Source organism: Halobacteriovorax sp. DA5 (assembly GCF_002903145.1).
Classification (GTDB): Bacteria; Bdellovibrionota; Bacteriovoracia; order Bacteriovoracales; family Bacteriovoracaceae; genus Halobacteriovorax_A.
Genome location: NZ_PPDJ01000008.1, coordinates 207,755 through 229,271, shown reverse-complemented (window position 1 = coordinate 229,271; position 21,517 = coordinate 207,755). Strand labels below are relative to the sequence as shown.

The window sequence follows — 21,517 nt, the reverse complement described above, 5'->3', positions numbered from 1 at the left end:
GACCGTAAGGGAGAGAGGGTTTCTTGTAAATAGTATTTCCATGTTACATAAGCTAAAATTATAAGATGTATATCTTAGAAAATAATCAACTTCGAATTCAAATCGCCTCTATGGGGGCAGAGTTAAAAAGTCTTTATTCAAAAACAAAACTAAAAGAATATCTATGGCAAGGCGATCCTAAGTGGTGGGGGAGATCTGCGCCTCATTTATTTCCTCGTATTGGTTACGAGGTGAATGAGTATATAGAGAAACATAATATTGTTAAGCATGGCTATGCTCGTGATACAGAGTTTATTTTAATTGAACAAAGTTCTACTTCTCTTTCATTTAAGATGAAAGATGAATTAATTGTGAAGTATGAGCTTATCGAAAATAGTCTAGAAGTTTGTTATGAGGTTTTGGTAGATTTTCCATTTATGATTGGGGGGCACCCGGCTTTTAATATAGATTCTTTTCCTGTCGATTTACGCTTCTCAAATAAGTGTGATTATTACAAATTACTTGATGGTGTTATTGATAAATCTAATTCATATAAAATCGGTTCGGAAGTATTAATTATTAATGAGAATACATTTACGGATGATGCTCTTGTATTTAATAATTCGTTAAAGCAAAGTCAGGTTTGTTTAGAGCGTGATCTTGTTCTAACCTATGATAGTGAATTACTTGGTGTTTGGTCTCCACCTGGAGCGCCTTTTGTGTGTCTTGAACCATGGTGGACAAGTTCTAGTAGTATAAGAAATTTAAATTATACGATTAGATTGTTATATTAAAATATTTCTTACTCATTCTATTAAATGTAATTAAATTGAAAAATGTGAAAAGTACGATAAACATCGACGTAATGACGATTTTGCCAGTAATTCTATGTAGAGCGATTGCGATTATGATACAGGCTGTATTAATTGCGAATAGAATTAATGCAGCTTGAATATGGCTTAACCCTTTTTTCAGTAATATGTGATGTAGATGATTTTGATCTGGTGTGAATGGACTTTTCTTTTCCAGAATCCTGATAAACATAACTCTAAGCGTGTCTAATAAAGGTACGAATACGACTGCAATAGCTATTGATGGTGCAGATCTAAATACCAAGACTAAATCAGTACTCTTGTGGTTTAAGTTTATAAAACGAATAAGAAGGTATGAAATTGTTAAGCCAATTAAAAGCGAGCCTGTATCTCCCATAAATATTTTTGCAGGTGTTTTATTAAACTTTAAAAAAGCTAAAAGTGAACCAATTAGTGATAAAGTAATACAAAGTTCAACTTGAAAGCCGTTTATACTAAACCAAGCAGCTAGAAATAAACATGCTGAAATTGAAATAAGTCCTGCGAGCCAGTTTATCCCATCAATTAGATTGAATGCATTAATGAGCCCTACAAAAGTCAATGTTGTGATTATATTAGATTGGATTATATTCAATTCACCAATTCCTAAAACGTTATAGAAGTTATCAATTCTAACTCCTGAATAGAAAAAGATGATCTGTGCACAGATGATTTGAACAAGTAGCTTCTTCCTAGCAGAGAGGACAAAAATGTCATCTTTCAAGCCTAGAAAGAAAATAATGAACTGAGTTGCCAATAAGTATTGAATACTTCCAAATTGATCATTAGGTGTGAGTAAAAGAGATGAAAAACAGATACCCATGAATAGTGCGATTCCACCAAGTGAGGGTACTTTATGCTTATGACAAGTTCTATGGTTAGAGTCAGTGTATAAGCTTGTAAATTCTGCAAACTTTATGAGAATGGGAATCGTCACATACGTGATTATTAAAGATGAAATTAGTGTTAAAATACTTGTTAAAATCATTATATATACCTAATACTCAGGTTTTTAATAATCATAAGATTAATTATTTATAAAGTGAATTTAATGTTTTAATGTATTGTACATTAAGTATTTGATTTTGGATAAATTATGCAAAAATTAAAAATTTTAATTACTGGTGGTGCAGGATATATAGGCTCACATGTATTACGTCTTTTGGGTGACACGACTAATCATGAAATTGTTGTAGTAGATAACCTTGAAACAGGAAGAGAAGAATCTATTCTATATGGTAGACATGAGAATTTCGATATCGGTGATATTGAAAGATTAGAAGAATTACTCAAAAACGAAAAATTCGATGCATGTTTTCATTTTGCTGGAAGTATTATTGTTCCAGAAAGTGTTTCAGATCCAATAAAATACTATAAAAATAATACAGTAAAGACATTGTGTTTAATTGAACTGTGTCTTAAATATAATGTTAATAAGTTTGTCTTTAGTTCAACAGCCGCAGTATATGCTCAAAATGATTCAGGTATATATAAGGAAGATGATCTCATAAAGCCAGGTAATCCATATGGAAAAACAAAGTATATGACTGAATGGATGTTGGAAGACATTTCTAATGCATACCCTGACTTTAACTATTTAATTTTAAGATATTTTAATGTAGCAGGCGCTAGTTTAGATGGTGTTATTGGTCAAGCTGGCAAGACTTCAACTCATTTAGTAAAGATTGCATCTGAGGTTGCGGTAGGTAAACGCGATAAAATGTATATCTATGGAGAAGATTACAAAACTAAAGACGGCACATGTATTAGAGACTATATCCATGTCTTAGATTTGGCTGATGCACATATAAAAGGCCTTGAATACCTTTTTCAAAAAAATGAGTCTGTTGTGTTTAATGTTGGTTATAATCAAGGTTACTCAGTTCATGAAGTATTAAATGCAATGAGACAAGCAATGGAACATGAAATTCCAGCTTCTATTTCAAGTAGAAGGCCTGGAGATGATGCCGTTTTAGTTGCAAATTGTGATAAAATTAAAAGTAAACTTAATTGGCAGCCGAAGTATAACGATATTAAATTAATTTGTAAGACTGCTGCAAACTGGGAAAGTAAATTATGAAAATTCTAGTAACAGGAATAGCAGGCTTTATAGGATTTTATACTGCAAAAAAAGCTGTTGAACTTGGTCATGATGTAGTTGGAATTGATAATTTGAATAATTATTACTCTGTAGCATTAAAAGAGGCTCGTTTAAAAGAACTTGGGTTAGATAATAATGATTCTATTTCAACAAAATATAAAAATTTAAGCTTTAAAAAGATTGATTTAGCTGACGATTTATCTATGGCTAGATTATTTGAGGAAGGATGTTTTGATCAAGTTATTCATTTAGCAGCTCAAGCAGGTGTTAGGTATTCAATAACAAACCCTCATTCATACATAAAATCGAACTCTGAGGGATTTTTAAATATTTTAGAGGGATGTAGACATAATAATATTCAACATCTTATTTATGCATCATCATCTTCAGTATATGGAGAAAATTCTAAAGTTCCCTTTTCTACAAAAGATCCTGTGGATCACCCTGTAAGCTTATATGCAGCTACTAAAAGATCTAATGAACTAATGGCCCATACATATTCTCATTTATATGGACTTCCTGTGACAGGTCTAAGGTATTTTACAGTATATGGTCCTTGGGGACGTCCTGATATGGCGCCCTTTATATTTACAAAAAATATAATTGAAGGAAATGAAATAAAAGTTTTTAATAATGGTATGATGGAAAGAGATTTTACATATGTAGAAGATATAGTAGAGGCTCAATTAAGATTACTAAATCATATTCCAGTAGCGGGCGATAATAGAAGTTTACCTAATGTTTCTACAGTTCCTTATGTGATATATAATATTGGGAACTCTTCTCCTGTAAATCTTTTAGAGTTTATTCAAATTTTAGAGAAGTGTATAGGAGTTACTGCAAAGAAAGATATGATGCCTATGCAGCCTGGAGACGTTCCAAGAACTTATGCCGATGTAGTAGATCTTTTCAAGAAAATAGATTTTAAACCAAGTACTTCATTAAATGAAGGTATTGCAAAATTCGTTGAGTGGTATAAAAGTTTTTATATGGTTTAGTACTGGTATAGTTTTTTCTTAATATTAATAAATAATCCACAAAAGAAATAAGTGGAAAAAATATTTTTAAACTCTAAATAATTACCTTTTTTTAGTTGATAAATAGTTGCTATAAAATATTTACTAGATAAAAATTTGAGGAGCGCTTTATTATCAAATAAATTGATTTCAATATTTTTTTTAATAATTTGTCTAATATGTTTTTTAAGAAAGCTAAGATCAACTTCATATTCTTTCATTCTTTCATTTGAGCTGACGATAAAATGTTGGTCTAGAGTATATTCATTGTAAGGAAGCTTGAGTTTATTAAAGAGATTTTTATATATGTTTGAAAACAGACTTTTACGTAGTTCATATTTTTTATTCGCAATCCTACTAACACTTTCTTGATGATATCTATACTTTAATAAGTATTTAGGTATATTTGCATACTTATTATTGTCACTTAATCTAAACCATAATTCATAGTCTTCTACATTTTTGAAGTTTTCATCGTATGGTTGAAATATACTTTTACGCATCATTATGGTTGGATGTGCAAAAGGTGTTGAAAAGATTAATAAAGTTTTAAGGTCTTTATCATTTAGAGGGAATTTCCAGTTCGTCGATTTTTTAGGATCTGTTGTGAATCTTTCTAACCAAGTACCACAGATATCAATATCATTGTTCTGTTCTAAGAAGTTGTACTGAATTTTGAATCTATCAGGATGAGCTATGTCATCACCATCCATTCTTGCTATATATTTACCTTTTGAATTTATAATTCCTTCGTTTAAACTTGCTATTAAACCTTTGTTTTCTCTTGAGATATATTTGATACGTTTATCTTTTTTTGCATATGATTCAATAATTTTATCTGAACCATCTGTTGATCCATCATTTATAATAACAAATTCAAAATCTTTAAAGCTCTGGGTTAATATACTTTCTATTGATTCTTTTAAAAAATCTACGTTGTTATATACAGACATTACTACTGAGATTTGAACGTTCATATTAACCTTTCAACTTTCTATAAATGAAACGTACTAGATTGTATAATTTTATATGTTTTAAAGTTTTTATAATTACTTTTCTAATTTTTAATAATTTGAAATTAAGGTAGTGGAGAAGTTTAACTAATAATGCACTTTTTTCTTTTTTTACTAGTCTTTCAATCATCTCAAGATCTAGCTTGTCTTTTATTTCATTTCTGTTTTCTTTAAATATTTTTAACCTATTCAGGCTTAAGAATTTCAAACCTTCATAAGTAAAATAGTTACTAGGATTAGTTATAAGTTCTTCTATTGATGATTGGTGAAACTTAATTGAATCATTGTGTATATCAATATCAGAATCGGAAAATAAAGTTTTTGGAAGTCTTGTCAATATATCAATATCATTAGCATCTCTGACTCCATAAATTGCAAGTGTACTACTGGTATCAATTAGTAAGTCTTCACTATTAATCTTGTTTTTGTTTATATATTCCTTAAGTTTTGATATTTTTTTTCTAAAATTCAAAAACTTATTAGGATGTGCATTATTTAAAAAATGCACAGTGTTGTCGTTAAGTAATATGTTTGCTGTAGTTAACGTTTCTTCATGGTCATCTGTAATATGTATTGAGTGTTTACCAATTTTGTAAAAACTACGAACTTTATTCTTGATTTTTAGTACATCATTCAAGTTTTTAGATTGAAAAATAACAATCCTTAATGGTGAATTACTTTGAAAGCATTCCGTCAATTTACCATAACATCCTTTAAAGTTATCTTGAGGGCTACCAATCCATTCTTCTTCAAAATATATTTGAGAGAGAAGATTATGAGCTCCATTTTTATTCAGGTTGATAGATTTTATATAGAAAATGTTTGGAATCAATTTTTCAATATCTGTTATTTTTGAATTAGAACTCGGCCAAAGAATTGCTGCAAAGAGATCTTCTTTGTTCTCTATGATGCTTAGTGCAGCACAGTCTAGATATTGTTGTTTTACATTTCTTTTTTTAAAAAAAATATAATCGTAATTAGGATCTGGTTCATCTATTTGTATAGTAGAAATTGTTCTTTTATTATGTATCGCAGATGAAACCCTGTGTGCTCCATTTAAAATGATATTATTATGATTGATAGGAATAAGTGATTCATCCTCTCTAAAGCCATTTGCTGCTATATCTTTGGTTATAGAATCAAAGGATTCCAGGAATATTTCGGAATTGTTTTTTTTAGGATTTCCTGGTTCAGTAAATTCGCCTAATGAAAATGCATTTATATGAGAAATATAGAGGTCTTTCGGCCATTGAGATTTTGTATTTTTATATTTTAAATAAGTTAGTTTAAATCCAAGGTCGAACCGTTTATTCGTTAAAAAAAATGATGGTGATTTTATGTTTGTTTCATAGCTTGGGCTCTTTAGTAATCTAAAAAAATGCGAATCTACTAATTTTTTTTCAATTATTTCATTAGTTGAGATTTTAGTCATAAATAAGCCATTTATATATTAATTATTTGTACTATATTTTCTCTGCAATTATATTTAAGCTCATTAGTTGACCGTTATCAAAGTCCATATGGGGTAAGTACGCTCTACTGAAGTCATCAAAATCATTAGGGAGAAAGTCTTTCCAGTTATATTGATTTATATTTTTAAATTGGAGTTCTGTAAGTATTTCTTTAATAGAAATAAAGTCAAAAGTTACATAATGGAAATTGTATTTATTGTCTTGACCTCCGTATAACAATCCCATTAATTCTTTAAGGTTTTTGTTTTCTAGATATACTTTTACTATTGCTTCGAAGTTAGGGACGGCTAATCTTATTATTCCTCCTTTTTTAAGTACGCGAGTCCACTCTTGAAGTACATTCTTAACTTCATTTCTAGAAAAGTGTTCTAATACATGTGAAGCATATATCTCATCAATAGAATTGTTTTCAAATTTAGAGAGATCAGTTATATTATGTATTTCATCGACAGCATCTGTTTCTAGAATATCAATATTAATATAGTCATTTAGTTTTTTAGACCCACAGCCTAGGTGTAATTTAATCATTCTACTCATCTTTCTCGTTAGTGTTTATAGGTAATAACCATTGTATTTTTAAATAATATACTTTTCTTAACTTTGAATCAAATAATTCAAATAAAAATGTTGTAATAAATAGAGATGAAAGAGTTGCGAGAGCTGCTCCAATAATTCCAAATTCTCTAATTAAGTAGAAGTTTAGAACAATATTTATTAAAAAGCCTATAATACTCATTTTTAAATATTTCTTTTCTAAGCCTTCAATATATAAATATTTAACGAATACTAAATTGATTGATTTGATAACTATAGTTATTGCGAGACATTTTAATATCGTGATAGCTTCATTAAATTGTTGTCCATATATAGTTAGGACTAAGAATTCACTAAAGATAAACAATAAAATACTTACTGGAAGTGAAATTAGAAAATTTATTTTATATACTTTTAGCAATGTTGGTATATATGAACTTGTATTTTGCTTGGAAACAAGTAATGGAAATATTGAGGACGATACGACAATAGGTATGAAAAAAAATAATTCGTTAATTTTATTTGCTGCTGAGTAAATACCTACACTATAGTTATCAAGTAGACTGTTAAGCATTACTTGATCAACTCTATTATACATATTTGTAAATATTGCAACTAAGGCAAGAGGCCAGGTTCTATGAAGTAATTTTTTAATTTTTGCAACGCTGGGCTTCCATGAAAAGAAAGAGAATCCATGAAGTTTATATAATAAGAGATAAAGCACATATTGTAGAATGCTTTCAAAAAGAAATATAATTGCAATATTTCTTAAACTAAAATTATGAGATATTGCATACAGCTTTGCAGCACTACCAATTATGAATTTGAGATTAGTACAAATAACTATATATTTAGATTTTACTTTTGATTGATAAAAAGAATCAATAATATTTAATGGTTCGAAAAGTAATATAATAGAAAGAATTATTATTATTTCACTTGATTCTGAATTATTAAAATATAAGTTTAAGAAAATAGTTATGAAAAAACATATAAATCCGACGAAAAGACGCATTATAAATATAGAGCCAAGAATAATGTTTGTATCGTCTCTGTTTTTAGAATTAATTAATTGTTCTACTACTAAAAAGTTTATTCCTAATGAAGTAATTGCAATAAAAATACTGATAATACTTTGTGAGAAGGAAAGTATTCCATAGTTTTCGGGCCCTAGGCTACGAGATAATTGTGTAATTACATAAAAGCCTAGTATCATCTTTAGGCATTTGTCAGCGAGCAACCATATGGTATTATTAATAAACTTATTTTTAATATATTTTAACATGATGCTATGCTCAGCTTTCTTAGATATAGGTAATATATGATTAATATAGCTTTATATTGTGATAATGATAAGAGATTTTTGAAATCTGATTTCTTAGAAGGAGATCACGAATATTCATATTTACAAAAATATTTTAATAAAATTGGATACTCTTTAGATACATATAGAAATTATGACTTAAAGAAAATTAAACCTGATTTTTGTATCTTTTTAGATATGCCATTTAAATCTATTAGATCAATAATTCCTTCTGATGTTAAAAAGATATTAATCTTAAGAGAGCCATATTTAGTTAGAAAAGATAACTATGATATTAATAAGCATAAAGATTTCGATAAAGTTTTAACATGGAATGAAGAACTTTTGGAAAAAGGTGGAAAATATATTTTTTATCCAAGTACAAGATTCTTTAAAGAAAATTTTGTTAAACGAGAAATAAGCTATTGTGATAAAAAATTTCTTTGTTTAATTAATGGAAATTTGTCATCAAGAGTTAAAGGTGAACTATATTCCGAACGTGTAAATGTTGCAAAATGGTTCGAGAGAAATCAACCAGATGTCTTTGATCTTTGGGGGAGAGGTTGGGATAAGTTTACTATTAAGTTGGGAAATAAGTTTTTAAGGCTGAAAAAGCCGTTATTTATCAGGCCGTCATGGAGAGGTGAAATTGATAATAAACTGAAATGTCTTTCAGGATATAAATTTGCTATTTGTTTTGAAAATAGTAAAAATAATAACAATTATATCACGGAAAAAATATTCGACTGCTTTCTTTCCGGTGCAGTTCCAATTTATTTTGGTGCTCCTAATGTAACTAAATTCATACCAAAAAGTTGTTTTATTGACTATAGAGAATTTAAAGATATCAATGATATGTATAGCTATCTTATTAATATTTCTGAAGATCGTTATTTGGAATATCAAAGCGAAATCGAAAGATTCTTAAGCAGTAAGCACTCTTCTACTTTTTCAATAGAGAATTGGTCTTTTGCAATTAAAGCCGCTTTATTTTAAGACATCTCTTCTGTAAAATTCTATTGCAATTTTTAATCCTTCTTTCAAGCTTACTTTCGGTTGCCATCCATACTTATTAATTAGAGTTGTATCTAGTCGTTTTAACATTGTTCCATCTGGTTTTGAAGAATCATATGATACTTTTCCTTTATACTGCATAAGCTCTGTTAAAATATTAACTAATTCTCTAATTGTAATATCAATACCAGTACCAACATTTATGATATCAGAAATATTAGGATCATCATGTTTCAAAATATGTATACATGCATCTGCTAAATCATCGACATATAAAAATTCACGTCTTGGAGTACCTGTTCCCCAAACCTTAAAATCAGATTCATTGTTATCAATAGCATTTTGTAATCTTGCAATTAGCCCAGGTATTACATGCGAATTGTTTAAGTCGTAGTTATCATTTACTCCATAAAGGTTTGTAGGCATTAATGAGATAAATTCTTTATTGTATTGTTTTCTTATATGCTGACATAGTTTAAGACCAGCGATCTTTGCTATTGCATATGCTTCATTTGTTTTTTCAAGTGGACCAGTAAGAAGATAATCTTCTTTTATTGGCTGCGAACATTCTTTAGGATAAATACATGAGCTACCTAGAAAAATGAACTTACTTAAATTTTGGGTTTTAAAAGCTGCTGCACCAATTACATTTTGCTGTATTGTTAAATTTTCAAATATAAAGTCTGCACTGTAGGTATCATTGGCTAAAATACCTCCTACTTTTGCAGCAGCAAGTACAACGTAATGTGGATCATTTTTTTCAAAATATTTATTAACTTGATTCTGATCTTGAAGATTTAATTCACTTCGTGATGGTGCTAATATTCTTTCGTAGCCTTCTTTTTCTAGTTTTCTAACAATTGAAGACCCTACTAAGCCAGTTCTTCCTAGTATAAGTATTTTATCTTTTTTATTCATATTGTTACTCGTGATAGTTCAGAATATCATAACCATTATCATTTAATAGTTTGTCTTTAGTAAAAAGGTCGATATCAGATCTCATCATATCCTTAATTATTGAATTTAAATCGTGTTTTGGCTTCCAGTTTAATTTTTCTTGTGCCTTCGTAGCGTCACCAAGTAATAGGCTGACTTCTGTTGGCCTATAGTACCTTGGATCAATTTTTACTATAACTTGGTCTTTGCTAACTTGGTATTTTGAATTTTTACATTCTTTAACTTTAGCAATTTCATTTTCGCCCTTACCTTCAAAGTATATTTCAATGCCAACTTCTCTGAATGCTAAGATAAGAAAGTCTCTAATCCTAGTAGTTACTCCAGTAGCAATAACAAAGTCTTCCGGTTTATCTTGCTGAAGCATAAGATACATTGCTTCAACATAGTCTTCGGCATGGCCCCAATCTCTTTTAGCATCTAGATTACCTAGATATACTGTATCCTGTAATCCTAGTGCAATTCTACTGACTGCTCTGGTAATTTTCCTGGTTACAAAGGTTTCACCTCTTTCAGGAGACTCGTGGTTAAATAGAATCCCATTACAAGCGTACATGTTGTATGCTTCTCTATAATTCACAGTAATCCAATAACCATAGAGTTTTGCAACTGCATATGGTGATCTTGGATAAAATGGAGTTGTTTCTTTTTGTGGTGTTTCCTGGACAAGTCCATATAGTTCACTTGTTGAAGCCTGGTATATTTTTGTTTTTTCTTCTAGTTTTAAAATTCGAATCGCTTCTAGAATTCTTAATGTTCCAACAGCATCAACATTTGCAACGTATTCTGGTGTATCAAAAGAGACTCTTACATGAGACATTGCGCCTAAGTTATATATTTCATCAGGTTGAACCTCTTGAATTATTCTAATTATGTTAGTTGAGTCAGATAAATCGCCGTAGTGCATAAAGAAACGAACATTTTCTTCGTGTGGGTCTTGAAAGATTGAATCAACTCTTTGTGTGTTAAAACTAGAGCTTCTTCTTTTAATGCCATGTACTTCATAACCTTTTTTTAAAAGTAATTTTGCTAAATATGATCCATCTTGGCCAGTTACACCTGTGATTAGCGCTTTTTTCATATATAATCCTTTAAATATTTGGTGTGTTTAGAAATATATACTATTGTAAATTTTATGAATATTCCATTTTCTATTAATAATAATTTTAATAAGTGGCATAATTATATTAGAAACTAAGAGAGAGTAATGATTTACAACTTTATTTCTGAAGTCAGAAATGGTGGAGCAGAGAAGGTAGTTCTTAAATTGCATGGTGCGATGCGAAGTGCTAAGCATTGCGATACTAGGTTAATAGTTCTAAAGGGTGATGGGAATGTAGAAAATGGCCTCGTGTCACTTGGTGCAAGTAGGTTTTACTCTATAAATAGTTTCCTTATTTTTCTAAGCTTTGTTACAAAAGAATTAAAACGTGGGGATGTTTTGCATACGCACCTTACTCCATGTCAGCTTTATACATTTCTTCTTTATCCACTATTAAAGCTCAAGAGAATTAAGCTTGTTACAACAGTACATTCTTTGAATACTAGGAGGGATAATACCTTTTTTGGGCGTATGTTCAATAAGTACTTATATCGTAGTTTTGATAAGGTTTTATGTGTATCGAGTACAGTTCAAATATATTTGATTTCAAGATACAGCTTAAAGAATACCATTGTCGTAATTAATGGTGTTGAAAAAAGATTCGAAAAGATATCAAAACCTAAAGATAGTATTAAATTTTTATCATTATCAAGGCTTCATAAGGTTAAGCAAATAGATAAAGTGATAAGCTATTTTGGTCGAATTAATAATTCAACCTCTGTCTTAAATATTGTTGGAACGGGTCCCGAAGAGAAAAAATTAAAAGATTTAGTCACTAATTCAAATCTAAAAAGTATAGTTTTTCATGGATTTAGTAATAACGTAGATGAGCACTACTCAAAGAATAGTGTATTCATAGCTCTTTCTCTCCATGAGGGCTTTGGATTATCTGTATTAGAGGCAATGAGTTTTGGAATGCCTATAATAATGAGTAATATTGAGATTTTTAAAAGTTTATATAGCGACTATCCAAAGGAATTATTTATAGATGATTTTGAAGGATTTAAAAATGCGGTAAGTTTTATTCAGGATAACTTTGAAGATATTCAAAGGTGTTGTTTAGAATATGCTAATAAGTATTCTTTTGAAAACCAAATGAATTTATTAATGAAAATTTATAAAGAAGAATGATGAAAAAAATAATAATAACAGCGAATAGCTCTTGGTACATATATAATTTCAGATTATCAACGATAAGATATCTTCAGGAAAGAAATTATAAAATTATAGTTCTAGCTCCTCAGGATGAATATAGTTCAAAGCTCAAAAAATATGGTTGTACGTTTAGTAACTTATATGTTCATACAGGAGGTGTATCGCCATTAAGAGACTCCTTTACTGTAATGTCTTATTTATATTTTTTTCTAATTTATAGTCCATTTTGTGTCTTAACTTTTACTCCTAAGGCTACAATTTATACTTCATTAATAACTAGGCTAATAAAAACTCCTACTATAGTTAACATATCGGGTTTAGGTAGATCCTTTAACTCTGATAATTTCTTAACAAAAATTGTAACTACTCTGTATAAAATTTCCTTAAAGGATGTCGTTGCATGCTTTTTTCAAAATAATGAGGATAAGTCGTTTTTTTTAGAAAATGAATTAATCAGCATTAATCAAGCTTACAAAATTTCAGGATCAGGTGTAGATTTAAAAAAATTTAGATTTAGCCCAGTTGACTTTGAAAAGCCTTTGCGTTTTCTATTCTGTGGCCGTTTATTAAAATCAAAAGGTGTACTTGTTTTAAAAGCTGCTGCAGAAATATTGAAAAGGGAATTCGGCGAAGACTTGCAGTTTGATGTTCTTGGAATTTACTCAAGTGGAGATGATGCAATTTCTAAAGAAGAGGTTGCTAGTTGGGATAAGGATGTGAATTTGAGGTATTTAGGTGTATCTGATTCAGTAAAGGATATCGTTAAAGATTATCATTTCGTTGTTTTACCTACCTTATATAGAGAAGGTGTTCCAAGATCTTTAATAGAAGCATCTGCATTAGGTAAAGTCTTAATTGCAACTAATAACGTAGGATGTACAGATGTTGTTAAAGAGAGCATAAATGGCTACCTATGTGAAAAAAATAGTATAGATAGCCTAGTAGATGCAATTAAAAAGACTCTTGATTTATCTCCAAATAGTTATTTAGAAATGGCAAAGGAGTCTAGGCTCCTAGCAGAGTCAAAGTTTGATGAACAGGAGATTTTGAAAATGTACTATAGTGTTATAGAGTCTATAGTTTAGCTGTTTTAGGAATATCTTCGGTTCTTGAAAAGTGAATTAATAAGTATATAGCAAACCAAGTAATCTTAGTATGCCTATAAAATAGTATTACAATTAAAGTGAAGACAGAAATAGCAATTGTATTGTAAGTAATCTTTTTAGAAATTATATTTAGTACTTTTTTATAAAATATCGTCGCACCTATTAATCCAACTAGCCCGGAGTTTATTATAACCCTAAGATACTCGTTATGAGGATTCATGGTTTGAAAACCTTTCCCAACTAAAAATGATTTAAGATCTGAGAAAACAAATAAAAGTAACTTCTTATAATAATAAATTCTACTAGCATCATTAGTATAATCTGAAAACTTATGTATTAGCATACTCATTAGTCCTAAAGAGTGGAGTATAGCAGATGCAATAAAACTAAAGGCTATAAAATACTTGATGTTTTTATAGTTATTTGTCTTCTTACATTGAAATAGAATGGTGGCGATTAAACTGAAAATAAATGCTAGGAAAGCACTTCTACTTCCTGTGATAATTATGGCTGTAGAAAAAAGAAATAAAGATAAGATATAGCTGATCCTGTGTCTTTTATTCTTAGAAAAAAGTCTATCGACTAATGCAAGAGATGATAGGCATAAGCCATATGCTGTAATATTTGGGTCAACTGCAGGTATGTTATTAATTATTGCCTGACGGAATTCAATAGGTGCGAAACTATAAGTAAACCTGTAGTGAACACCGTAATTGAATAAGCATCGTAATAATATAATAAGAGTAGAGCTTGCAATCCCTATGTAATAATTAAATAGTATTATTAATTTATTTTTTTTAAAACCGTATATTAGGTAAAAAGTAATAGTCCCTAAAGTAATAAATTTTAGAAAGTTTATTGTGGAATAATAAGATTTAGTGGATGTTATTACACTTATTAATAATAAAAAAGAATAAATACCAAAACTCTTTAAAATATTTTTATCTACTTTCTTTATATTTAATACTGCAATTGAGAATAAGCCAATAATAAAAATATGATTTAAATCAAAGTTGTAAATATATAAAGGCATTGGTCCAAACGGTAAACTTACCGTGAAGCCTAGAGTGAAAAATAATGAGACGATATAACTTAAATTATATGTTTTTGAAGTGAAAATTGTTCTCATTTAGTTTCATTTCTTTCTTTATGTAGTTAAAATCATCCATTTTTTTTATAGGATTGAAAAACTTCGTTCTATTCTCTTTGTTAACATTAAGAATGTGAACCAACATCTTTCCACTTTTTCTATAGTTTTTATCTGAGTTCAAGAGAACTGATCCCATCGCTCCTTCAAGTTGAACAAACTCACCTTTTTGATTCTCAATCAAATCGGGAAGTGCAATTTTACAATCAGCAAGAGCATTGAAGTTCACGAGTACTAAATTCGTATTAAAAAATGCATCTTCGTCTTCTTCGCGCAGACCAAGCTTTTCAAAATACTCTAGTTGGCCAGCTTGTTCGGCTTGAGCTTTCTCTACGATAGTAAGATAAGTTTTTCCACCTTCAACTTTTAATGCAATTTGACCACCTTTCATATCTCGTTCAGTCTTAGTCGTTGTAACCATAACAACTGGAATATTCTCTGTGAGCATCCAATTAACGATGGCACGATCTGGAGTAGAACTAAGATCTTCTCCATTTCCAATACAGGCAATAATATTTTCGCCTTCAGGACGAGGACCTTTAAAGACTTCATAACCAAAAATACCGTGGCCAGCAGGAGCAAGGCGTTCGAGTGAAAGCCTGCCATCTTTAATGGTAGGAAGCTTTTGTTGAATGACAGAGTCGAGACGAGAGAAGTTATCATTTAGAAGATGTTCATATTTTTTCCACATTTCATCGAGGATTGGTTTCACATCATTATTAACGAGGTCCTGTAGGACCACTTTTCTAAATGAACTTGCTTTCTTAGATGCTTGAATGATTTGAGCTTCTGCTAAGCTAATTGCACCGAATTGCTCTGTCTCAATATAGAGGTCAGTAGATTTTGAACCAGGAATTGAACGGCCATACTTTTTTAAGTAGTCCGAACGATCAAGGCTTGAGCCAAGCCCACCATGCATCTTTCTTAGCCAAAGTGTGCAGTCAACGACTTCCTTTGTAGAGTAGCGTTGTTTGATATCTTCATATGAATGAAAAGGAAGTTCATCTCGTAGAAGTTTTCTTGGAGCTATCGCAGTAGGGTAGACTCCTGTGTCATTTTCTGGGGTAGCAATTATAAGCTGTTCAGCTTTCTCGTTTAATTGAGAAAGCAAACCTTCGAAATATTCAAGTTCAATTGGATTTTTGATAAATTCTTTTAAATTCATAGGACCAAATAATAACAGAAGCTAGTTAAGAAATGAAATAAATATAGTTAATATACCTTTACTAATTTTGTGCACAAGATTTAACATCAATATATGAACTATCTTATATTTAGCAGTATTATCTTTACGACATTAGGAATTTTCTTTTCACCATCAGTACTGGGAATTGGGGATATCTTATTATTAATCCCCCTTGTTTTTTCAATTTTTTGGGCAAGAAAGAATAAAGTAAAATTACCTTTGCCTAATATTTTCTTATTAGTGACATTTGCTATTGCTGTAATAATCGCTTTCATTGTTATTGATGATAAGATTATAGCACTAAAGTCGATTAAAAAAGCACGCTACTTTTTGATAGGGGGCTTAAGTTACCTTCCATTTATGTACTTTTTTAAGGAAGGCAAAGGCTTACTTGAAAAGGCCAGAAAATATTATTTACCATTTGTATTAGTGTGCTTCACGTTGTCAATTGGATATGGAATATATCAAGCTATAATTCAACACGGCTTTGTGATCTCAAAATTATTAAGTATAAGATTAGCGGCGGCTGTCGATATTACTAAATTTGCATATATAAGTTCATTTTTAACTAGCTTACTTACTTCTCTTTTATTACTAGGAAACTTGGATAAGCGTAATAGATTTTGTGGTATTTTAGTTGCTTGTCTAGGTGTATTTGGCGTGTTGGCAGCAAAAACGAGAGGTGCATTGCTGTCACTTCTTATAAGTTTAAGCTCAACGATATATTTCAAAAGTAAGAAGCTGGCCCTAGTTCTATTCTGCTCTTTCTTTGTCTTAATCGGAATTATGTTCGCTCTGCAAGGTTCAAAGTATGAAAAGTCATTTCGTATGGTGACTCTAATGAATAAGTCTACACAGCATCGAATTGCACTATATGAAGCAGGACTTGCAGTATTTAAAGAGCGACCGCTAACTGGCTTTGGCTATGGACAATCAATTAATGAAATTGGAAGAGTTGCAAAAGAAAATAAGATAGAAAACCTTTTCTATGTATTAAGAACACATCATACCTTTTTAGATGTAGCTGCAGATATTGGAGTTTTTGGATTACTTGCGTTCTCAGGTTGGTTCTTTTCATGGGCTTTTATAACTTTAACAAGTACATCCGTTTTTACAAAGTCCACACTAGCTCTTGTTGTGAATGCTTTTATTTGTGCTCAGTTCGATGTTTTTAATCAGACGAATTTATTTGCTTTTATACTATTAGTTTTTAACTTAAGCATTGTGACTCATAATTTAGAAAAAGAAAAAGCGAGTAAAAATGCATAACATAATCATCGATTTAGAAAGACTTAAAGATTTCCACTCAGGCCTTGGGCAATTCTCGCATCATTTATATAAGAATATTTCGGCCATGACTAAAGCGAGCTATCTGATTGATCGCTCTAGCGCTGATTTGTTTTCAAAGGATGACACTCTTTTTTATACAAATCCTTTACAAAAACTTGGGTTGTTTCTGCCGAAAGCTAAGGTGTGGCATTCGACTCATCAGGATTCATCATATTTTCCTTATAGTAAGAAGCAGAAGACGATCTTAACTGTTCATGATTTAAATTATATTCATCAAAGAGTTCACCGAAAAAATAAGGTGGAGTCTTACATGAAGTATATTGAAAAAAAATTGAAGTATACGGACGTTCTGACTTTTATTTCTGAAAGTACAAAGAAAGATTTTGAAAAGTATTTTGATATATCGAATATTGAAAATCATATAATTTACAATGGGCTTACACTCGATTTAAGTTCTGAGCCGAAGAAGCCTGATTTCAATTTTGAAGGTGATTTTTTATTCACCATTTCTAAGCTTCTGCCAAAGAAGAATATTCACGCTATCTATCCACTAATCGAAGCTAATCCTGATTTAAAGCTTATTATCGCAGGTGATAATTCAACTGGGTATGCAAGTGAGCTAGTTGAAAGAGCAAAAGAGTTAGGTATCTCTGATCGTGTATTTCTAATCGGAAAAGTTTCAGAAGGTGAAAAATCTTGGTTATATGAGAATTGCAAGGCTTTTTTTATGACAAGTCTTCTGGAGGGATTTGGCCTTCCTGTTCTTGAAGCTCAGTATTTCAATAAACCAGTATTTATAAGTAATAAGACTTCTCTTCCAGAAATTGGTGGTGATGCAGCTATTGCTTTTGAATCATTCGATTCTGATTCGATGCAGAATTTATACAAGTCTACAATGGAGACGTTTGACGCTAGTACTTGGGAAGCCAAGTGTAGAGAGAACTTGAATAGATTTTCTTGGGAATTAAGCGCACAAAAGTATATCGAATTATATAAGTAAGAAAAAATATTCAGTTTAATGCATAATTTTTATTACTTGGAGTGCATATAGAAACTTCATATTTAAGTTTTATGCACACAATTGAATATTTTGTGGATAATGCTTAGATATATGCACTTAAGTACATATTAGATTGAAGGCCGTGATTTATATTCACTAGAGTGAATACTTGAGTGCTTCGATATGCATTGTAAGGAATAATCGCACAAAATTTGATTCATGTTATAATTATAAGAAATCAATATCTGTTTTACGGATGAAACAGGGAGAAACTTAATGAGTTATGACAACTTAGACCTCGAGTTTTTTGAGTATGCCAAGACGGCCATCAAACAAAACGATTACTATGACATTGACCTAAAGGCCTTAAGAAAATCACTCGGTTTGAAACAAACTGATCTTATTGGTATTGATCAGCCGGATGTTTCAAAAATTGAAAGTCGCCTTGATTTAAAATTATCGACTTTAAATAAGTATGCCAAGGCGTGTGGGCTTGAGATGGAGATCGTATTTAAGGCTAAAAACTCTGGAAAATTGGTGCAATAAACGATATCTTGAATCCTCATAAATTATGGAGAAATCAGTGAATCAACTGCCTTGGAACAAGTCGTTAATTATCATTCCTACTTATAATGAAATCATGAATATCGAGCGCATGATCGATACTATCTTTGAAAAATACCCAGAGGTATCTCTACTTATTATTGAAGATGGCTCACCAGATGGAACGGCCGATATCGTGAAGAAGAAAATGGAAAAAAATTCAAATCTTCACATTATTGAAAGAAAAGGAAAGCTTGGTCTAGGAACTGCATATATCACAGGGTTTAAGTGGGCGCTTGAAAGAGAGTACGATTTTGTCTTTGAAATGGACTGTGATTTTTCTCATGATCCTGATTCAGTAAAAGATCTTTTAGCTGCTGCTCAAGAAAATGATCTTGTCATCGGTTCACGCTATATTGATGGAATTAGAATTATCAATTGGCCATTTAGAAGACTATTACTATCATACTGTGCTTCAATTTATACGAGATTCATGACAGGTATTCCTGTTCAAGATACGACTGGTGGATTTAAGTGTTTTACACGAAAAGCTCTATCATCTCTAAATCTAGATGGAATAATTTCTAATGGATATATCTTTCAACTAGAGCTTAATTATAAGGTTTGGGCAAAAGGTCTTTCAGTAAAAGAAGTTCCAATCATTTTTTATGAACGTCGTGATGGACAATCAAAGATGGGTGGAGGAATTATTTTTGAAGCTTTCTTTAACGTTATTAATTTAAGACTTAGAAAGATTTTTGGTATTTTATAAATAAATGAAACACTTCTATTATATAAAAAATGCTTTTAAATTTCTGATTCCAAAATGCTGGTATCAAAACAAAGCACGTAAAATCTTAAGTGCTTATGAGCAAGCGCCAGATGAATATATTGAAGATCGAGTAAGTTATTATAATAAGTTAAATGAACCATTTAAGTTAGTACTCGAAAATGAAAATACAAATAGAAGACATATTCCACACGCACTAAAAATTAAAGATTTCAAAAAAGTAGATGGAACAACATACTACTTTGATATTCTTGAAGTTATTAGAAACTTCTCTGGCAATTATATGTTTCGTTACGAAGCAGGTGATGTCGTTGAAGCACCATCAATTCCAACTATCGTAAAGAGTAGGCCTGTTGTCGACAATGAGAACTCTGTTGTTTTAAAACTTAATAAAGTGAGGCACTTTAATTTCATACAAGACAAAATCTCATTTGAAGAGAAGCTTGATAAAGTTGTATGGCGTGGAACTAATACAATGCCACATCGAGATATTGTGATTAAGCAGTTCTACGATCATCCACTATGCGATATTGGACAAACAGCACCTAAAAAAGATGTTGCTTGGCTTAAAGATTTTCTAAGTATTGAAGATCAACTTCATTATAAATTCATACTATGTATGGAGGGTAATGATGTTGCTACAAATTTAAAGTGGGCCATGTCTTCAAACTCTGTTTGTATTATGTCGCAACCTAAATATGAAACTTGGTTCATGGAAGGAAGACTTGTCGCTGGTAAGCACTATGTTGAAGTGAAAGATGACTACTCTGATCTACCAGAGAAAATCGAATATTATTTAGCACATCCAGAAGAAGCTAAACTCATTACCAAGAATGCAAATGAGTGGGTAGAGCAGTTTAAGGATGAGGATAGAGAATTTCTAATCTCACTTTTAGTTGCAAAAAAATACTTCTCATTACAGTAAATTCAGTAAGATACTCCATTAATAGTAATTATTTTATAGTTGTCCTGTCATAATTACAGCTACTTACAGTATCAGTTATTCCAATTTGAAATAAATCATTCCACTTTCGAAAAAATCGAGAAATTTCACTTATGAAATTTTATTTATGTCCCATCAAATACTTAACAATAAGTTTTATTAATAGTTTTTACAGTGTTCATAAATTCTATTGGATTCTGTTGTATGAAGAACTACTAAACAACATTGGGATTAATAGAGAGAGGAGAGCAGAATGGACAAGGTTTTTTTAGAAAGACCTTCGGTTAACGAAGTTTTGCGGGACAAGATCAGAAAATACAAAAAAGAGCATTCCCGCTTAAGTAGCAATCAAATTGCTAGAAGGCTTGGACTTCCACCTTCAACATTTCATCGTCTAGAAATGGGTGATGTTAAAAACCCTGGTCTCGACATTTGTGTAACAGTCCTTAACGGCCTGTGCTCAAAGAAAGAGACAGCTGAGTTTGTACGTGAGTACTTCCCGGAAGTGCATGATAGCCTTTATTCACATTTCATGACTTCTAATCAATTAGATAAGTACGAGTCAAATGTGGAAGAGTATTTTAGAGATCAGTCTACATTTAAGATGATGATTGGAGCAACAACGTGTGCTGGGATAAGTGAAAATGAAATATTGCAAGAATATGGTCGATCTGGGCACACGACTTTTATGAAGTTAGCTGCAGATGGAATTTTAAAAAATGAAAATGGTAGATTTTATCATGGCGATAAGACGAAGTTTTTAGATGGTGCAACAGGTGCAAAAGTAATCTCTTTGATTTATGAAGAAATGTTGAATGAAATTAGAGTCCATTCACGTGCTCAAAAAAGTAAATATGACATGTGCTACGAGTCAGTTGATGCTAGTAAAGTAAAGGCTGAGTTGAAAGAGCTAGCTGATGAATATTTCTATAATGTGAAGAAAATAATGTTTAATCCAAAAAATAGAGGTGAAAACATTGTTGTAGTAAGTAATCTTTTAAGAGAAATGTAGGAAGGA

21 protein-coding genes are annotated in these 21,517 nt (G+C 30.7%); 12 read left to right on the top strand and 9 right to left on the bottom strand.

The window, feature by feature from the left end; genetic code table 11:
- Window positions 1-65: 65 nt before the first annotated feature.
- On the top strand, window positions 66-773 hold the full coding sequence (locus C0Z22_RS11895; protein WP_103218592.1) for a hypothetical protein: 708 nt from the start codon (window positions 66-68) through the stop codon (window positions 771-773).
- Here the strand turns inward: C0Z22_RS11895 and C0Z22_RS11890 are convergent.
- Window positions 757-1,818 carry an MraY family glycosyltransferase gene (locus C0Z22_RS11890; RefSeq protein ID WP_103218591.1) on the bottom strand — a complete coding sequence of 354 codons (1,062 nt, stop codon included), beginning with the start codon at window positions 1,816-1,818 and terminating at the stop codon, window positions 757-759. The two genes, C0Z22_RS11895 and C0Z22_RS11890, sit on opposite strands and share 17 nt — an antisense overlap.
- A 108-nt stretch (window positions 1,819-1,926) precedes the next feature.
- Between C0Z22_RS11890 and galE the strand changes: the two genes are divergently transcribed.
- Window positions 1,927-2,910 carry a UDP-glucose 4-epimerase GalE gene (galE, locus tag C0Z22_RS11885; protein WP_103218590.1) on the top strand — a complete coding sequence of 328 codons (984 nt, stop codon included), beginning with the start codon at window positions 1,927-1,929 and terminating at the stop codon, window positions 2,908-2,910.
- Window positions 2,907-3,929 carry an NAD-dependent epimerase gene (locus C0Z22_RS11880; protein WP_103218589.1) on the top strand — a complete coding sequence of 341 codons (1,023 nt, stop codon included), beginning with the start codon at window positions 2,907-2,909 and terminating at the stop codon, window positions 3,927-3,929. Before galE ends, C0Z22_RS11880 begins: the two co-directional genes overlap by 4 nt.
- Here the strand turns inward: C0Z22_RS11880 and C0Z22_RS11875 are convergent.
- Genes C0Z22_RS11875 through C0Z22_RS11860 form a run of 4 tightly spaced genes read right to left on the bottom strand, consistent with a single transcriptional unit; the run spans window position 3,926 to window position 8,251 of the window.
- Window positions 3,926-4,924 (bottom strand): glycosyltransferase, encoded by a 999-nt coding sequence (locus C0Z22_RS11875; protein WP_103218588.1) that lies wholly within the window; start codon window positions 4,922-4,924, stop codon window positions 3,926-3,928. The two genes, C0Z22_RS11880 and C0Z22_RS11875, sit on opposite strands and share 4 nt — an antisense overlap.
- A gap of 1 nt (window position 4,925) precedes the next feature.
- Entirely contained in the window at window positions 4,926-6,392 is a 1,467-nt protein-coding gene (locus tag C0Z22_RS11870; RefSeq protein ID WP_103218587.1) for a hypothetical protein, read from the bottom strand.
- Window positions 6,393-6,423: 31 nt separating this feature from the next.
- A complete protein-coding gene (locus C0Z22_RS11865) occupies window positions 6,424-6,960 on the bottom strand; it encodes a methyltransferase domain-containing protein (protein ID WP_199177560.1) in 537 nt (178 codons plus the stop codon).
- 1 nt (window position 6,961) lies between these two features.
- Window positions 6,962-8,251 (bottom strand): flippase, encoded by a 1,290-nt coding sequence (locus C0Z22_RS11860; protein WP_103218585.1) that lies wholly within the window; start codon window positions 8,249-8,251, stop codon window positions 6,962-6,964.
- A 36-nt stretch (window positions 8,252-8,287) separates the two neighbouring features.
- Between C0Z22_RS11860 and C0Z22_RS11855 the strand changes: the two genes are divergently transcribed.
- Complete coding sequence (locus C0Z22_RS11855) at window positions 8,288-9,265, top strand: glycosyltransferase family 10 domain-containing protein (RefSeq protein ID WP_103218584.1); 978 nt, start codon at window positions 8,288-8,290, stop codon at window positions 9,263-9,265.
- On the opposite strand, the gene C0Z22_RS11850 is transcribed toward C0Z22_RS11855, so the two are convergent.
- Window positions 9,257-10,201 carry a GDP-L-fucose synthase gene (locus C0Z22_RS11850; RefSeq protein ID WP_103218583.1) on the bottom strand — a complete coding sequence of 315 codons (945 nt, stop codon included), beginning with the start codon at window positions 10,199-10,201 and terminating at the stop codon, window positions 9,257-9,259. The two genes, C0Z22_RS11855 and C0Z22_RS11850, sit on opposite strands and share 9 nt — an antisense overlap.
- A 4-nt stretch (window positions 10,202-10,205) precedes the next feature.
- Window positions 10,206-11,318 carry a GDP-mannose 4,6-dehydratase gene (gene gmd, locus C0Z22_RS11845; RefSeq protein ID WP_103218582.1) on the bottom strand — a complete coding sequence of 371 codons (1,113 nt, stop codon included), beginning with the start codon at window positions 11,316-11,318 and terminating at the stop codon, window positions 10,206-10,208.
- 126 nt (window positions 11,319-11,444) lie between these two features.
- On the opposite strand from gmd, the gene C0Z22_RS11840 reads away from it, so the two are divergent.
- Window positions 11,445-12,470 carry a glycosyltransferase gene (locus C0Z22_RS11840; RefSeq protein ID WP_103218581.1) on the top strand — a complete coding sequence of 342 codons (1,026 nt, stop codon included), beginning with the start codon at window positions 11,445-11,447 and terminating at the stop codon, window positions 12,468-12,470.
- Window positions 12,470-13,579 (top strand): glycosyltransferase family 4 protein, encoded by a 1,110-nt coding sequence (locus tag C0Z22_RS11835; RefSeq protein WP_233189726.1) that lies wholly within the window; start codon window positions 12,470-12,472, stop codon window positions 13,577-13,579. Before C0Z22_RS11840 ends, C0Z22_RS11835 begins: the two co-directional genes overlap by 1 nt.
- Here C0Z22_RS11835 and C0Z22_RS11830 read toward each other — a convergent pair.
- Window positions 13,569-14,729, bottom strand: a complete 1,161-nt coding sequence (locus C0Z22_RS11830; RefSeq protein WP_103218579.1) for an O-antigen ligase — start codon at window positions 14,727-14,729, stop codon at window positions 13,569-13,571. The genes C0Z22_RS11835 and C0Z22_RS11830 overlap by 11 nt on opposite strands.
- Entirely contained in the window at window positions 14,698-15,912 is a 1,215-nt protein-coding gene (locus tag C0Z22_RS11825) for a UTP--glucose-1-phosphate uridylyltransferase (RefSeq protein ID WP_103218578.1), read from the bottom strand. Before C0Z22_RS11825 ends, C0Z22_RS11830 begins: the two co-directional genes overlap by 32 nt.
- A 93-nt stretch (window positions 15,913-16,005) precedes the next feature.
- Between C0Z22_RS11825 and C0Z22_RS11820 the strand changes: the two genes are divergently transcribed.
- The 6 genes from C0Z22_RS11820 to C0Z22_RS11795 all read left to right on the top strand — a co-directional run bounded on the left by C0Z22_RS11820 (window position 16,006) and on the right by C0Z22_RS11795 (window position 21,511).
- Entirely contained in the window at window positions 16,006-17,202 is a 1,197-nt protein-coding gene (locus tag C0Z22_RS11820) for an O-antigen ligase (protein WP_103218577.1), read from the top strand.
- On the top strand, window positions 17,195-18,223 hold the full coding sequence (locus tag C0Z22_RS11815) for a glycosyltransferase family 1 protein (protein WP_103218576.1): 1,029 nt from the start codon (window positions 17,195-17,197) through the stop codon (window positions 18,221-18,223). The genes C0Z22_RS11820 and C0Z22_RS11815 overlap by 8 nt, the downstream gene beginning before the upstream one ends.
- Before the next feature lie 276 nt (window positions 18,224-18,499).
- The gene (locus C0Z22_RS11810; protein WP_199177559.1) at window positions 18,500-18,769 is read left to right on the top strand and encodes a helix-turn-helix domain-containing protein; all 270 of its coding nucleotides are present in this window, start codon (window positions 18,500-18,502) and stop codon (window positions 18,767-18,769) included.
- Window positions 18,770-18,794: 25 nt separating this feature from the next.
- Window positions 18,795-19,538 (top strand): polyprenol monophosphomannose synthase, encoded by a 744-nt coding sequence (locus tag C0Z22_RS11805; protein WP_103218575.1) that lies wholly within the window; start codon window positions 18,795-18,797, stop codon window positions 19,536-19,538.
- Between the two features lie 4 nt (window positions 19,539-19,542).
- Window positions 19,543-20,481 (top strand): glycosyl transferase family 90, encoded by a 939-nt coding sequence (locus C0Z22_RS11800; protein ID WP_103218574.1) that lies wholly within the window; start codon window positions 19,543-19,545, stop codon window positions 20,479-20,481.
- Between the two features lie 271 nt (window positions 20,482-20,752).
- Window positions 20,753-21,511 (top strand): helix-turn-helix domain-containing protein, encoded by a 759-nt coding sequence (locus tag C0Z22_RS11795; protein WP_103218573.1) that lies wholly within the window; start codon window positions 20,753-20,755, stop codon window positions 21,509-21,511.
- Window positions 21,512-21,517 lie beyond the last annotated feature (6 nt).